The 15699-nt window shown below is 59.8% G+C and carries 12 protein-coding genes; 6 read left to right on the top strand and 6 right to left on the bottom strand.

Annotated features, from left to right (window positions below):
• The first annotated feature begins 291 nt into the window (after positions 1–291).
• Positions 292–1107 carry a formate/nitrite transporter family protein gene (locus GE543_RS25225; protein WP_153222624.1) on the top strand — a complete coding sequence of 272 codons (816 nt, stop codon included), beginning with the start codon at positions 292–294 and terminating at the stop codon, positions 1105–1107.
• A gap of 176 nt (positions 1108–1283) precedes the next feature.
• Here GE543_RS25225 and GE543_RS25220 read toward each other — a convergent pair whose 3' ends face one another.
• The 4 genes from GE543_RS25220 to GE543_RS25205 all read right to left on the bottom strand — a co-directional run bounded on the left by GE543_RS25220 (position 1284) and on the right by GE543_RS25205 (position 7514).
• A complete protein-coding gene (locus GE543_RS25220; RefSeq protein ID WP_153222623.1) occupies positions 1284–1859 on the bottom strand; it encodes a LysE family translocator in 576 nt (191 codons plus the stop codon).
• 49 nt (positions 1860–1908) lie between these two features.
• Positions 1909–2745 (bottom strand): AraC family transcriptional regulator, encoded by an 837-nt coding sequence (locus GE543_RS25215; protein WP_065348933.1) that lies wholly within the window; start codon positions 2743–2745, stop codon positions 1909–1911.
• A 99-nt stretch (positions 2746–2844) separates the two neighbouring features.
• Positions 2845–3477, bottom strand: coding sequence for a 4'-phosphopantetheinyl transferase superfamily protein (locus GE543_RS25210; RefSeq protein ID WP_153222622.1), 633 nt, complete (start codon positions 3475–3477; stop codon positions 2845–2847).
• Positions 3474–7514 carry a Pls/PosA family non-ribosomal peptide synthetase gene (locus GE543_RS25205; protein WP_153222621.1) on the bottom strand — a complete coding sequence of 1347 codons (4041 nt, stop codon included), beginning with the start codon at positions 7512–7514 and terminating at the stop codon, positions 3474–3476. The genes GE543_RS25210 and GE543_RS25205 overlap by 4 nt, the downstream gene beginning before the upstream one ends.
• 560 nt (positions 7515–8074) lie before the next feature.
• Between GE543_RS25205 and GE543_RS25195 the strand changes: the two genes are divergently transcribed.
• Entirely contained in the window at positions 8075–9205 is a 1131-nt protein-coding gene (locus tag GE543_RS25195) for a Fic family protein (protein ID WP_153222620.1), read from the top strand.
• 12 nt (positions 9206–9217) lie between these two features.
• Here GE543_RS25195 and GE543_RS25190 read toward each other — a convergent pair whose 3' ends face one another.
• Entirely contained in the window at positions 9218–10444 is a 1227-nt protein-coding gene (locus GE543_RS25190) for a type II toxin-antitoxin system HipA family toxin (RefSeq protein WP_153222619.1), read from the bottom strand.
• Positions 10444–10767, bottom strand: a complete 324-nt coding sequence (locus GE543_RS25185; RefSeq protein WP_003316216.1) for a helix-turn-helix transcriptional regulator — start codon at positions 10765–10767, stop codon at positions 10444–10446. Before GE543_RS25185 ends, GE543_RS25190 begins: the two co-directional genes overlap by 1 nt.
• Before the next feature lie 309 nt (positions 10768–11076).
• Here GE543_RS25185 and GE543_RS25180 point away from each other — a divergent pair, with 309 nt between their 5' ends.
• From GE543_RS25180 to GE543_RS25165, 4 genes are all read left to right on the top strand, one after another.
• Positions 11077–12162, top strand: coding sequence for an FUSC family protein (locus GE543_RS25180; RefSeq protein ID WP_032609321.1), 1086 nt, complete (start codon positions 11077–11079; stop codon positions 12160–12162).
• Between the two features lie 10 nt (positions 12163–12172).
• A complete protein-coding gene (locus tag GE543_RS25175) occupies positions 12173–12634 on the top strand; it encodes an Lrp/AsnC family transcriptional regulator (RefSeq protein ID WP_371927264.1) in 462 nt (153 codons plus the stop codon).
• A 151-nt stretch (positions 12635–12785) separates the two neighbouring features.
• The gene (locus GE543_RS25170) at positions 12786–14465 is read left to right on the top strand and encodes an NAD(P)/FAD-dependent oxidoreductase (protein WP_153222618.1); all 1680 of its coding nucleotides are present in this window, start codon (positions 12786–12788) and stop codon (positions 14463–14465) included.
• A gap of 15 nt (positions 14466–14480) precedes the next feature.
• Positions 14481–15275, top strand: coding sequence for a carbon-nitrogen hydrolase family protein (locus GE543_RS25165; protein WP_153222617.1), 795 nt, complete (start codon positions 14481–14483; stop codon positions 15273–15275).
• Positions 15276–15699: the final 424 nt, after the last annotated feature.

Below are 15699 nucleotides of genomic sequence, written 5' to 3'. Positions count from 1 at the left end.
GTCAGGATCCGCTGGCTTGAACGCTTGAGTCCGCATTTCTAAGGTGGCTCGGTCGCTGACAACTCAGTGATCGGGTTTAGTTGACCCACTACAAACCTGCCAACCAAACAACTATAAGCCCAATCCCCGCGCAAACCTGCCCAGTCATCGACCCTCTCAATCACCCGATCAAAACATCCGATTAGCCATCCTCCGAAACATTCCGTAACGTTGTTTCCCGGTGCGACAGATGCGCGCACCGCTTGAGCTTTTAATCCCCACGCTCAGCCCACGACCACGCACGAGCCCACCATGTCTTTGAACACCCCGCAGCAAATCGCTGAAATTGCCGTCGAAAGCGGCGTCAAGAAAGCCCACCTGGGCCTGTCTTCGTTGATGATCCTGGGCTTTCTGGCAGGGGCTTTCATCGCCCTCGGGTTTCTTCTCGATATTCATGTCAGCACCATGATCCCCCACGAGTGGGCGTCGCTGGGCAATCTGCTTGGCGCTGTGGTGTTCCCGGTTGGGCTGATTCTGGTGGTGCTGGCTGGCGGTGAGTTGCTGACTGGCAACATGATGAGCCTGCCCATGGCGCTGTTCGCCGGGCGTATCGGTCTGGGTCAGTTGGTGCGCAACTGGGTGCTGGTGACGCTGGCCAACCTGATCGGCGCGCTGTTCGTCGCCTATTGTTTCGGCCATGTGGTGGGCCTGACTGAAGGCGCCTTCATGGCCAAGACCGTGGCCATCGCCAATGCCAAGGTGGGGGCCAGCTTCGAACAGGCCTTCATCTCAGGTATTGGCTGCAATTGGCTGGTGTGCCTGGCGGTGTGGCTCAGCTACGCGAGCAAGGATGTGATCGGTAAAGTGGTCGGCATGTGGTTTCCGGTGATGGCATTCGTAGCGATCGGTTTTCAGCACATCGTCGCCAACATGTTCGTCATTCCTGCAGCGATCTTTGCCGGCGCCTTGAGCTGGGCGCAGTTCGGCGACAACTTCGTTCCGGTATTTTTGGGTAACGCGGTGGGCGGCGCGGTGTTCGTCGGCTTGGCCTACCACCTGGCCTTCTTCAATACGGCAACCCGACCTGCTGAGCTGTCCAGGACCAGCGGCGCGCAAGCACCGGAATAATCTGACGCCATATAAGCTCTGCGGTGAAAAGAGATGACGACCGCAGAGCAAACCAGCAAGTTGAAGAGCAAAACTCACGTCACAAGCAAATAGTCGAGTTGCTCGACAAGAGCAGCCTTTGATTTGAAATGAAGCCGACTCCTCGCGTGCCTGCTGCCAACCCAGACCGCACACGTTCAGACACTGTCCATAAAACCGATCCACGCCGCCAGCAGCAACAAAACCGCCAGCACTCGATTCATGCACTGCACTCGCCAAGGCGATGTGAGCCAGCGGGTCGAGCCTGCGCCCATCAGCGCCCAGCTGCCGAGGCAGGGCAAGGAAATCAGAAAGAACACCAGCGCCAGGTAAGACACCGGGTTGCGCTGGCTGAATACACTGACCACCGCCAGCGCCATGACCCAAGTCTTGGGATTTACTACTTGCAGTGCTGCGCCACCGATAAAGCCCATCGGCAGGCGGTTTTGCCGCTCGATTGAGTCGGTCGGGCTGGCACCTATCTTCCAGGCCAGCCAGGTCAGCCAGAGCACGCCGACCCATGCCATGACGCGCTGGGCATTGGGGATCGCGAGCAGTGAGTGGCCGACACCCATGCCGACGAGCAACACCAACAGTGCAGCGCCGGTGCAGGCTCCCAGAATCAACGGTACAACGGCGCGCCAGCCGAAGCGGGCACTGTTGCTTAATACCAGGATGTTGGTGGGGCCGGGGGTGATCGAGGCGACGAAGGCGAACAGTATGAAAGGCAGCATGATCGGCAATCCAGGGCTGAAAAAGCCCATGCTGCGACATACCACAGGATCAGTCTGGAAGGTTTGAGCAGCGCAAGCGATAGGCCGCCGGGCTCAGTCCGTAGGCGCGCATGAACCAGCGGCCCAGATGGCTTTGGTCAGCGAAGCCCAGATCGCTGGCCACCTGAGCGGGCCAGATTCCGGCTGCCAGCATTCGACGGGCCTTGGCCAGGCGCAGCTGTACCAGATATGCATGAGGCGGCAGGCCGAAGGCGGCCTTGAACGCACGCGTCAAGCGAAAGCGGTCGACGCCACAAACAGCTGCCAACTCGTTCATGCCCACGTCCTGATGCAGATGCGCGTGCAGATAATCCCTCGCCCGCAAGGCCACTTGCGGCAAGCGCGGATCGGGATCGGTCATGCGTCGCCATTGCACCCGATCAATGAGCTGCGCCAGTAATTCATCCAACGCGCTTTGACGAACGATGCGTAGCTCATTTTGGTGCAGCGCCGTGAAAGCGAACGTGACCGCGTGAGCCAGCCGTGATTCGGTTTGCAGGGTGTTGGCGAAAGAAGGCAGATGCTGGTCGGGAGCCTGTTCGAACAACCCACTGAGCTCCCGGCTCAGCCAATGCGGGTCCAGGTACAGCATCTGATAAGTGAACCCTTCGGCGCACGGGGCATTGCCATCATGGATTTCTCCCGGCTCCAGTGTGAACACCTGCCCGGGCGTGCTGGCATGGCGCTGACGGCGGCAATTGAACTGCTGCACACCTTGCCGGGTAACGCCCACCAGATAGCTGTCATGCCAATGGGGATCATAGGCATGCCCCTGAAAGTGCGCGTGCAGCGTCTCGATACCTGTATCAAGGTCGCGAGCGAGGTCTATCCAGTGTGTGGAAGGCATAAAACACCTGAATCGATGAAAGCGATTGGTTATCGCTGACGTCAGAAGGTGAGTCTAGAACATTCGTGCATTCATCTTCGATTGGCAGCAGCGCATCAATCAAGGTGCCGTGCGCCGCTCAGCCTGATTCATGTACTCCATCAAAACCTGACTCAACGCCACCACTCCAACCATCCCCTCCGCCAATTCAACCTCAACCCCCACACCCTGCAACCCTCCCTGTGCTGTCCATTCATCGAGCGCCAATCCATGCAACTTCAAAAATGCTTCACGCCTGCACCATGCCTTGGCGAACGCAATCGTGCGAACCGACTCGGGCATGCCTGACAGCACATTGGCAACATCAGCCCCCAGATAATCCTGCGCGACAGCATGCCAGTCCGGCACGGCCTGAACCTGCATCAAGTCCACGCCCACTGCGCCTTGGAGATCGATGGCAGCCAGCGAGCATCCGGCTTCGTGGCTGATGGAAAATCCGGGCTCTGGTAACCCGTCGATAAGCAATCGCGGCGCGACACCTGGGGCGCTGATGAACGTGATCGCGCCCGATGGCAATTCGAGCCACTGTTCCACGGCGGTACGCACGCAAGTCCGAATGCGGTTTCTGGCTTCATCCCTTGAACAACCCGGCCTGGTAACGCAGCTGACCAGCAATACATTCTGCCGAGGGAAAGGCTTTGGCGGGGCAAGCCGGCCATCTTCATCGAATGCCCAGCTCGCCCCGCGTTTCATGCCCTGTCAGGTGACGCGGGGCAACCTGCCCAGCGGCTGCCGGCAGGGATGTGCTCACCCTTCATCACCAGGGTCAGTGCGCCAAGGTGCGCATCGTTGCCGACGACCGCGCTATAGAGCACGGCGCTGCGTGGGCCCATGTACACGCGTTCGCCGATGCTGACGTGGTCGATTTTCATGACTCGGTCTTCGAACAGGTGGGTCTGCGGGCAGGCGCCGGCATTCAATTCGCTGTCTGCGCCGATGCTGACGCAGTCGAATTCGGTGATGTCGGTCGTGTCCATGTAAACCCCGCGACCAATCTTGCAGCCAAGCACATTGAATGCCAGTGGCAACCACGGTGTGCCGCGCAAGTAGCGCATGAAGTTTGGTGCGGCCATGCCTTCGTACAGACTGGTGATGCCCTCCGAAAGCCATACGAAGGGCGTCCACATCGGGTCAGCGCGTTTGCGATAGCGGCCCATCACTAGCCACTTCAGGGCCACGATCAGCAGAAAGTTACCCACGCTGTACGCCATGCCGATGACGGCGAGGTAGGCCAGCACGGCGCCCCAGCGATCGTTGTCAGCGAGTGGCATCAGGTCAAGCATCACCGTGTAGCCAACGGCGATCACCACCGCGTGCGGGGTGACAATGCGCACGCCTTCGACAAGGCCGCGGGCCAGGCGGCGCAGCCGTGATGGCTTGAAGGTCAGCGATTCGGGAGCGCCGCTCACCTGCTCGCGGGCAGGCAGGTGGATCGGTGGGGAGCCCAACCAGGTGTCGCCGTCGACTATTTTGCTGTTGTGCGGTGCGCAGGAATGGACGCCGATCAGGACGTTTTCCGGCAGCACCGTGCCATCAGCGATGTATCCGCCGTTGCCGACAAAGCTGCGATGGGACACGACAGTGGGTTGCATGGTCATCCAGCCGCCGTCGATGCGCTCATCACCAAGCATCACCGCATCGGCGATAAAGGTTTCATCGCCCAGGGTCAGCATGTCCGGGATGACGCCCTGCGCACTGGAGATCTCGGCATCACGCCCTACTTTCGCGCCCAATAGCCGATACCAGAAGGGCGAATACACCGTGGCGTAGATGCCGGACAGCACGTTGAGGCTCGCTTCCTGAATCTGGCTGATCAGCCATTTGGCGCAGTAGGTATTGCTGTGTACCTCATAACGGCCCGGTTTGAGGCGCGGGAAGACGAGCCAGCGCAATGCCGCCGACGCCAGGACGGTCGCGACAATCAGCAACGCACTGGCCGGGAAGGCGATCAGGAAATAGCGCGCCAGTTGTCCCAGTGGTCCGCTGCCCTCGAACCATGGCAAGACGTTCTGCGTGTCGAACCAGTCAATCAGGAAGAAGGTCGGGAAGACCGGGATAAAGAATAACGTCGCGATCAGCAGTACGCCGAAGGCGAAGAACAGTTTTTCTGCCCGCAAACGCGCAGGACTGGTCACAGGCCGCGCCGGTTGACCGAGCGTATCGAACGCGCCGACATCACGCGCTGGCGAGCCCTGCCAGATGCGCCCAGCGGGAACCTCTCGGCCGTCGGCCATGGCCGATTGGGCTTCCAGATGTCCCCACGGGCCTACAGCCGTATTGCCTTCCATGATCACGTAAGAGCCAACACAGGCATTGTCCTGCAAGGCGATACGCCCCAAATGCAACTGGCCCCGTTCAACGCGCGCATTTTCGAAGCTGACACCGTTGCCGACGCTGACCCCGTCGCCGATTTCCAGCAGGTCGTGAGCCCGTACTGTAGCGCCGCCAATAATCACGTCCTGCCCGATCTTCGCGCCCAGTGCGCGCAGCCACAGGGGATAAAGTGAAGAGCCACTCAGCAGATAAGTCGGCGCCGACTCGACCATGCGGTCTGCGGCCCACCAGCGAAAGTAGGTAACGCCCCACAGCGGATAGATCCCAGGCTTAAGGCGGCCGACGATCAGCCACTTGGCTGCCAGCGCGATGAAAAACTGCAGAACGGTGGCAATCAGAAACACCGAGATCGACGCCAGAGTGGCCAGCGCGACAGAGTCGTCGGGCGAGCCGGTGAGCAAGTGGTAGGTAAAGAACGGTGCGAGCCATTGGGTCATGCGCAGGCTGACCATGACCGGCAATGCCAGCGCCTGGGCCACGCCGCAGCGCCAGCGACGCCAGGCTGACGGAGGTGTCCACTCCACCGGCGCGTCCACCTCTTGTGGCGCCTGGTCCAGCACTTCGGCAATCGCCCCGATACGCCGATGCTGGTAAATGTCGCGCACCGTGACTTGGGCGAAGCGCGGGTTGGCCCGCAGGGCCGAGGCCAAACGCGCGGCAAAGAACGAATGCCCACCCAGATCGGTGAAAAAGTCCGCATCGCGACGGATCGGCATGCCGGGGAACAGCGTGCTCAGCGCGGCAAAAAGTGCAATCTCACCTTCGGTTTGCGCCACATCAGAGTCTGCGCTGGCGGCCTTGGCATCGACCGTCAACGGCCGGGCCTTGAGCGTTTTGCGGTCGATTTTGCCGGACGTGAGGCGCGGCATGCTGTCGAGCAATTCGAAGTGTCCCGGGACCATGTACGGCGGCAACTGCGCCTGCAGGGTTTTGCGCAACTGACTCGTGAATGCGGAAGGCGTCGAGGTGTCGCTCACCAGATAGGCAATCAGCTGATCAACGCCCGCCTCGTTGTGCAACAGGACGGCAACGGTGCCCACGCCAGGCTGTTGCGCCAACAGCGATTCAATCTCGCCCAGTTCGACGCGAAAGCCGCGAATTTTTACCTGATCGTCGGCCCGCCCAAGGCACTGCACCTGCCCTTCATGGTCGATCCGGGCAAGGTCGCCGGTTCGGTACAGACGCGCATCGTGATAGTCGGTGGACCATGGGTTCGGCAGGAATTTTTCCTGGGTCAGGTCCGGCCGGCCAAGATACCCCTCGGCCAGACCGGGGCCGATGATGCACAGCTCGCCGACTTCGCCACGCGGCAGCAGGCTGGGCGCCAGGGTGCTCCCGACTGCGGGGTCATTGGCGATGACCAACAGCCCGTAATTGGGTAACGGTGTGCCAATCGACACCGGGCGACCACGCGACAGACGCGCCAGGCTGGCCGATACAGTGGCTTCGGTAGGGCCATAGGTGTTGAACATCTGCCGGTTCGGCGTTGCCCAGCGATCGACCAGCGATTCAGGGCACATCTCGCCGCCCAGGTTGATCAGGCGCAGGCCGGGAACGTCTTCGCTGAACAGCGCCAGCAAAGTGGGCACCGCATGCAAGACGCTGATGCGCTGCTCATTCAGCAAGCGCGGCAGGGTTTCGGGGTCACCGCTGGTTTCCTTCGGACCTATCCACAGCGTCGCGCCCACCAGATAGGCGATCCAGATTTCTTCGAAGGACATGTCGAAGGCCACGGAAAAGCCCTGGTAAACCCGATCGCTTGCCCGAATGCCGAGTATCGCGTTCTCGCTGCGCAGAAAATGGCAGATGCTGCGCTGGGAAATCAGAATGCCCTTGGGCTTGCCCGTAGAGCCGGAGGTATAGATCACATAGGCTGGATGGTCGGGAAGCACACCACTGCGGCGCACCAACGCTGCGTCGGTCGGCGTCAGCAGATGTTCGGCAGTCCACACCTTCAAGCCGGTATCGGCCAACACCGGCATCAACGCATCACAGGAAACCAGCCCGACTGCGCTGGCGTCCTCCAGACAAATCTGCAGGCGCTCCACCGGCGTGTCCTGATCCAAGGGCAGCCAGGCAGCACCCGCCTTGGCAATACCGGCCTGCATGACCAGCAGCTCGATGCCGCGTGGCAACCATAGACCGACAATGTGCCCCGGCCGAACACCCGCATCGATCAGCGCAGACGCCACCTGATCAGCCTGCCGGTCCAGCTCGCCATAACTGATCTGACGCTCGCCGAAGATCAATGCCACATGCTGCGGATTGCGCCGGGCACTGGCTTCCAGCAGATCGGCCAGCACTTCCTCACGTAGCAGCTCAGGTTGAATAGGACCGTAAATCACGTCCAGCGATTGTTCGTTCTGGCCTAGCGTCGACAGGTTCAGGTTATTCATGGCAGCAGGTATTAGCTCGTCTGAAGGAGGTGCCTGAGATTTTCTGGTTATGAGCCGGTCCGTCAGCGATTGGCGCGAATTCTGTGGTCGTTGCGTGTCCGGAATATGTCCGTTTTGATACATTTTGGCTGGAGCGCTGCAGCTCTCACCGAGGCAAGAGAACAGGCTGGCAAGGCGAATATGGCAAAGGCTGGCTGTACGAATCTTGAACAACAAAACGAAGGTGGCGGATTGCCCACCAGGTGTTCATGTGTCGGACTTGCAACTCAATGAGCAAAAGCAGGGGTCGTTGAACAGCGCCCTGGTCCGGGGCTACAGCTATACGCCGGTCCGGTTGATCCATCAGGAATGCGGTGTGAGAGTCACCCTCCACATTGCCGCGCGAGTTACAGCAGACGCCTCACACTTCGGGTTCAATGACTCACAGACCGTGATGAGCTTTCACGTAATCCGTGCCGCCTCGATGAGCACATCTGGACGGTGAGCCGAATAATCACCACAATCGGCTCATTCCATGAGCCGATTAACTTTTTATTCGGCTCACTGCATAGGCGGATACGATGTCCGAACATCTCTGGATCTGGCAACAGCCGAACTGGCCGCGCTTCCATTGGCGCGAAGAACGCCTTGCACCGTTGATACGAGCGTGCGCCAAGGCTCAAGGTCGCTTGCTGGGTATGAGCGGTGCAGTGGGTGGCGATGCGCAAATGTGCGAGGGCTTGAATGCCCTGCTGCAGAATATCGTCACTTCGTCCGCCATCGAAGGCGAGCGACTGAATGCAGATTCTGTCAGGTCGTCGCTGGCACGCCGCCTGGGGATCGCCGATGACGGCAAGCATAGCCCTCGCAGCGAGGGGTTGGCCGAGCTGATGCTGGACGCCACACGTGGTCATGATCAGCCACTTGACTTGCAACGTCTGTGTACCTGGCATCGCTGGCTGTTCCCGGAAGAGGACAGCTTTGTGTCTGCTCGCATCCTGGTTGGTCAGTTGCGTAGCGACGAACCTATGCAGGTGGTCTCAGGGAGACTTGATCGACCCATCGTGCATTTTGAAGCGCCACCGCGGGCTGGACTTGCGCAGCAACTGGACGATTTTCTCGACTGGTTTGCCAGCAGTCAAAATGATCCGGCGCTCGATCCATTCGTGCGTGCAGGTATCGCGCATTTCTGGTTTGTAACCCTGCATCCGTTTGACGACGGCAATGGTCGCCTGACTCGGGCCATTACAGACCTGGCACTGACTCAGGGCGATCAGCAAGCCATACGACTGTTTGCCATGTCCGCCAGCATCCTTGCTGACCGCGCCGGCTATTACCACGTTCTGGAGACCAGTCAGAAAAGCACGACCGATATCACCGAGTGGCTGGAATGGTTCCTGCGCACATTGTTGAAAAGCATTGAAAACGCCTTGGTTCATATAGAACGAGTACTGGGCAAAACGCGATTTTGGCAATTACATCGCGACAACGACCTGAGCGCCGAACAGGTCAAGGTGCTGAATCGGCTACTGGATGGCGGCGAGCGTGGCTTTGAAAACGGTCTGAGCGCAGCGCAGTATCAGGCAGTGGCGAAGGTCTCGAAGGCCACCGCTACCCGCCACTTAAGTGATCTGCTTGCCAAAAACTGCCTGGTTCGCCTACCCGGTGGAGGCCGCAGCACTCGCTACCAGATCAATCGGCCCTTGCCGTAGAACCCTGAGCTGCTAGCGCTTCAGACGTGCGCCACTGGTAGCATCGACTGCAGCATCCAGTTCCGCAGCGGACAGAAACTGGCTGTAGTAATCATGCAGTTCGGCTTCCCAACCGGCCACCTCGTCCAGCGCCGCCTCGGCTTGTTCCTTGCTCAAGGCAAAGTGAGCGTGCTGACTGAGCAGATTGCCTCGGTTGAGCCACGACCCTTCGATGCCGACTGACATGGGAAGTGCCTGAGCAGGCCCTTCGTCCAGAATGGGCAGTACGTCGTACATCGGCGATAACCTCCAGCCACCTTCTTTCCAGATGACTGCGTGGTTACGGGGATGGTCATCGGCATTGCCGACCAGCACGTTGTAGGCCATGCGCCGATACAGCTCATGCCGATCAACGTCAGGCGCACCACGACGATACAGCTCATCGGCGAGTGCCGCATATTGCCAGTCGGGGTGCGTACGGGCCTTCCACTCGGCGTCCAGCAAGGTCAAGCCGCTGAGCATCGGCAGTCGGCGGAAGCGATGGGTTTGCTCATCAAAAGCGCGGTCGAAACGCTCGACCAACAGTGTATTGATCCGCTCGCCGCGATACAGAGAGGTGTTGGCCGCCTGCAACCCTTTAAGCCCGGCGAAGGTCATGCAGGCATGCTCAACGGAGGGCAGGTCATAGTGATCGAATTTGTCGCGAGGCTTGGCCAGAATCAGTTTTCTGTCGCCCAGATAAGTTCGCTTGGGGCGTGCGCCGCCAGCGGAAGATCGCTGATCCCTTACTTTCAGAACCTCCAGCTGCTCGGCGCTGAGCTGGCTGTCATAGATCGCTTCACAGGCATCGATGAAATGATCGAGCCCTTTGGCACGAAAGGCCTTGGGAGGCGTCTGGCCCAGCCCGTCCTGCGCGACACGCGACAGGCCAGCCATGATATTGCCCCCTCTGTCGCTGTTGGGCGACTTGAGCAGCAGCTGTATCGAGTCCAACGGGCCTTTTTCAACCCGATGCAGCAACCGCTCTCCCCAACCATCGGGCATGGCATCATCGATAAAACCCGGGACGCCACCATTTTTAGTCACGGTGTAGGACCGCGTGGACAGCGGATACCTGAAAGGATCCGGCACCCAGATGTTTTCCTGCACCGCATCCGGTGCATATTGGAATGTTCCGACGCCAGCCTGAATCGTCAGCTTGCCCAGCGTCAGTGTCTCTCCGCTGACAGGGCATTCCATGTAGATATAAGCCTGGGCCATCAGAAGTCCTCCGGCTTGTGTCGAGGCAGGCGGACACGCTTTCGGTCGGCAGCTTCGAGCTGCTCGACACTGAACGACTCGTCATCCCGAAGCCCTTGAAACAATCGCTCCGACACTCCCAGCCCCCAGACCACCAACATGAAGTCACGCAGCGACACGCCTTCGGCATTGCCTGCCTCAATACGTCGAAACGTACGAAGCGAGATGCCCAGCCTTTCGGCAAGATCGACCTGGCGGATGCCTTGCTGCAACCTGGTCTGCTTTACCAGCAGCGCAATGCGCAAAAGCGTGTCGGTGCACTGAACAGGGAAAAAAGCCTTCATGAGCAGTTACCAGCGGGCGGGCGCAGGAATTCGAGAAAAACAAAGTAACACGTATAGCTACGTGGACCTGAAAATAATAGCTCACGAAAGAACACATTAAGTCTCATAAAGTGTCACAAAGTGACATCTTAATTACTCATAAAAATCGTGATGACTGCCTTCAGTACGTCATTCCTACACCTTGAATGCACAATGCCACGTCACTGATCATCGACATACCCCACCCATCCCCCATCAAAATGTGGCTTACTGAGGACTGCCACCATCCAATCAGGGAATCTCTTCCCTACCCTCGCGGTCTCTTAACGCATGACGAATTCGCGCTCTGCTTTCATACCCTCCTGGCTTCGCCCTGTTCTGCGTCCTTTGCTGGACCCGTATCGCCGTTATCGGCATGCGCGGCTGATCCACGCGGCGCGGATTGCGGTGGGCCTGCTGGTGACTATTCTGCTGACCACTGGCCTCAACCTGCCTCACGGCGAGTGGGCGTCGGTGACCATGCTGATCGTGATCGGCGGTTTGCAGCACCACGGCAATATCGGCAAGAAGTCGGTCGAACGGGCCTACGGAACGTTGATCGGTGCCGGTCTCGGTCTGATCGTGGTGGTCCAGCAGGGCTACCTGGAAATGCCGTTGCTGACCTACGCAATGATGTCGGTGATGTGCGGTTTCTTCGCCTATCACGCCATTGGCAAAGGCGGTTACACCGCGCTGCTGTCGGCGATCACGCTGTTCATCGTCGCCGGTCATGGTTACAACCCGATCAGTGACGGGCTGTGGCGTACCGTCGATATTCTGATTGGTATCGCGCTGGCCCTGGCGTTCTCCTTCGCCCTGCCGCTGTATGCGGTGTTTTCCTGGCGCTACAACCTGGCCAGTGGTTTGCGTGACTGCGCCAAGGTCTACGGGCGCATCGTGCAGGGCCAGCCGGTTACCGCTGACGAGCATTTGAAACTGACCGCCAGGCTCAACGGCACGATGCTGCAATTGCGCTCGCTGCTGCCGTCGGTGTCCAAGGAAGTGAAGATGTCCATGGTCGAGCTGGACGCCATTCAGGGTCACTTCCGCATGTGCCTGAGCACCCTGGAGATTCTCGCCAATATTCGCCCGGCGAACCTGAATCAGCTTGCTGACGAGACACTCAAGGCATCGTTGGACGCTGACTACCGCCAGATTCGCCGGCAACTGATCGGCATGGCGCGCGCCCTGCAAACCGGGGCCACCGAGCGTCTGGAACGCACCACTGAAACACCGGAGACGCCGGAAACACCACCAGTGAAAGCCGTCATTCCTACCGAGCTGAAGGGCTACCACTTGATGACTCAGCAGTTGGCGCTCAACCTCGACGGCCTGCAGGCGCGTCTGGCCAAGACCGCCAAACGCTGGAAGTTTTAAGGAACCGCCCGTGCCCGATACTCGCCCGCCTGTGCTGGATGAAATCGATCGCCAGCTGATTGCCGCGCTGCAAATCAACGCGCGTGAAAGCGTCGCCATGCTCGCCCGGCAACTGGGCATCGCCCGCACCACCGTCACCTCGCGTCTCGCACGCCTGGAAAGCAGCAAAGTGATTACCGGTTACGGCGTGCGCCTTGGCCAGCGCGTGGTCAGTGGCGGGTTGCAGGCGTATGTCGGCATCACCGTGCAACCCCGCTCGGGCAAGGAAGTGTTGCGGCGCCTCAGTGCCATGGCGCAGGTTCAACAACTCTGTGCAGTGAGTGGCGAGTTCGATTATGTCGCCTGGCTGCGCACGGATTCTCCCGAGCAACTGGACCAGCTACTGGACCTGATCGGCAGCGTGGATGGCGTGGAGAAGACCACCACATCGATCATCCTCAGCAGCAAGATCGACCGCGGCCAGCCGCTGTAACTGCACGCTTCTATCAAGCAGCCATACAAACCGACCAGCAGATTCGTCACTTAGCCCAAACAAACAGCATATCGACGACACTTTGCGTCTTATTAACGTGCCCGCCCTTCTCTAGACTGTTGTTTTTCGCCGTTGCCCATCAAGGTCCGTCATGAAGAACAATCGTCACCCCGCCAACGGCAAAAAGCCGATCACCATGTTCGGCCCCGATTTCCCCTTCGCCTTCGATGACTGGATTGAGCACCCGAAAGGCCTGGGCAGCATCCCTGTGGAGAACCACGGTGCTGAAGTGGCAATTATCGGTGCCGGGATAGCCGGTCTGGTGGCGGCCTACGAATTGATGAAGATGGGCCTCAAGCCGGTGGTGTACGAAGCCTCGAAAATGGGTGGCCGCCTGCGCTCGCAGGAGTTCGAAGGCGCCAAAGGCATCGTTGCCGAACTGGGCGGCATGCGCTTTCCGGTGTCCTCGACAGCGTTCTTCCATTACGTCGACAAGCTGGGCCTTGAGTCCAGGCCGTTCCCCAACCCGTTGACCGCGGCGTCCGGCAGCACCGTTATCGACCTGGAAGGCACCACGTACTACGCACAGATGCTCTCGGACCTGCCGGCACTGTTTCAGGAAGTCGCCGACGCCTGGGCCGACGCACTGGAAAGCGGCTCGCAATTCGGTGACATCCAGCAGGCGATCCGCGACCGCGATGTGCCACGTCTCAAAGAGCTGTGGAACAAGCTGGTGCCGTTATGGGACGACCGCACGTTTTATGACTTTGTCGCGACCTCCAAGGCCTTCGCCAGGCTGTCTTTCTTTCATCGCGAAGTGTTTGGCCAGGTGGGCTTCGGCACGGGCGGCTGGGACTCGGACTTCCCCAACTCGATGCTGGAAATCTTCCGCGTGGTAATGACCAACTGCGATGAGCACCAGCATCTGATCGTCGGCGGCGTGCAGCAAGTGCCGGTCGGTTTGTGGAGCCATGTACCCGAGCATTGCGCGCACTGGCCCAAGGGCACCAGCCTGTCGTCGTTGCACCGCGGCGCACCACGTCCCGGCGTGAAGCGCATTGCACGCGCCGAGGATGGCAGTTTTGCGGTGACTGACAATTGGGGCGACACCCGTCAGTACGCTGCCGTGCTGACCACCTGCCAGAGCTGGCTGCTGACCACGCAGATCGAGTGTGAAGAGTCGCTGTTCTCGCAGAAGATGTGGATGGCCCTGGACCGCACCCGTTACATGCAGTCCTCGAAGACCTTCGTAATGGTCGACCGCCCGTTCTGGAAGGACAAAGACCCGGAAACCGGCCGCGACCTGATGAGCATGACCCTCACCGACCGGCTGACCCGTGGCACATACCTGTTCGATAACGGCGACGAAAAGCCGGGCGTGATCTGCCTGTCCTACTCGTGGATGAGCGATGCACTGAAGATGCTCCCGCAGCCCATCGAGAAGCGGGTGAAGCTGGCGCTGGATGCCTTGAAGAAGATCTACCCGAAAGTGGACATCGCAGCGCGGATCATCGGTGATCCGATTACCGTGTCATGGGAAGCCGATCCGCACTTCCTGGGTGCGTTCAAGGGTGCGCTGCCGGGCCATTACCGCTATAACCAGCGCATGTACGCGCACTTCATGCAGCAGGATATGCCCAGCGAACAGCGCGGCATGTTCATCGCCGGCGACGATGTGTCCTGGACACCGGCGTGGGTCGAAGGCGCTGTGCAGACTTCACTGAACGCCGTGTGGGGGATCATGAACCACTTCGGCGGCAAGACTCACGCCGAGAACCCCGGCCCCGGTGATGTGTTCCACGAAATCGGCCCGATTGCACTGGGCGACTGACAGAAGGAAAACCCCATGCGCGTTGCGCTGTATCAATGCCCGCCATTGCCGCTGGATGTCGGCGGCAATCTGACTCGCCTGGAACAGCAGGCTCAGGCCGCCGCCGAGCAAGGGGCACAGGTGCTGATCTGCCCGGAAATGTTCCTCAGCGGCTACAACATCGGCGCTGAGGCTGTCGGTGAGCTGGCGCAGGCGCAGGACGGTCCGGCAGCGACGCGCATTGCCGCCATTGCACAGGCCTGCGGCATTGCGATCCTCTACGGCTATCCGGAGCGCGCAGCTGATCAGCGAATCTACAACGCCGTGCAGTTGATCGACAGCCAGGGCACGCGCCTGTGCAACTATCGCAAGACGCACCTGTTCAGCGAGCTGGACAGGTCGATGTTCGCCGCAGGCGACGATCATTACCCGGTGGTCGAATTGAATGGCTGGCGCCTGGGACTGCTGATTTGCTACGACGTGGAGTTCCCCGAAAACACCCGTCGGCTGGCCTTGGCAGGAGCCGAGTTGATTCTGGTCCCCACCGCAAACATGCTGCCTTACGATTTCGTCTGCGACGTGACGGTTCGGGCGCGGGCCTTCGAGAATCACTGCTACGTGGTGTACACCAACTACTGCGGCAGCGAGGGCGAGATTCGTTACTGCGGGCTCAGCAGCCTCTGCGCGCCGGATGGCAGCCGCCCATTGCTGGCAGGTCAGGACGAAGCACTGCTGGTCGGCACGCTGGACAAGTCACTGCTGGCCAAGGCCCGAACCGCGAACGACTACTTCGTGGATCGCCGCCCGGCGCTTTATACGTCGCTGACTTGATCAGATTAGCCGGATGGATAATTCCCACGCAGGAGCGTGCGGAATAATCCTATAACTATCGTGCCCACGCTCCGCGACCATCGTCATACACAAGCCCGCTTTTGATTCTGGCCGGAGCCCGTAGCGAACTTGTTCGCGAAGACGTTCGCTCAGGCGATACATTTTTGGAAACCTTAACAGCCCCTTCGCGGACAAGTCCGCTCCTACGCCCGTTGGGCAGAATCAAAACGGCCTCCTGCCCGAGGGGTAGGAGCGAACTTGTTCGCGAAGACGGTCTTTCAAGCGATGCATTGTCGGGAAGCTTGGCGGCCCCTTTGCGGACAAGTCCGCTCCTACGCCCGTTGGGCAGAATCAAAAGCGGCCTTCTGCCCGAGGGGTAGGAGCGAACTTGTTCGCGAAGACGCTCGCTCAGGCGATACATTTT

Source organism: Pseudomonas sp. SZ57, assembly GCF_009495975.1.
GTDB classification, from domain to species: Bacteria; Pseudomonadota; Gammaproteobacteria; order Pseudomonadales; family Pseudomonadaceae; genus Aquipseudomonas; species Aquipseudomonas syringae.
The sequence above is the reverse complement of the archived record's forward strand: the minus strand, read 5'-3'. Positions and strand labels throughout refer to the sequence as shown.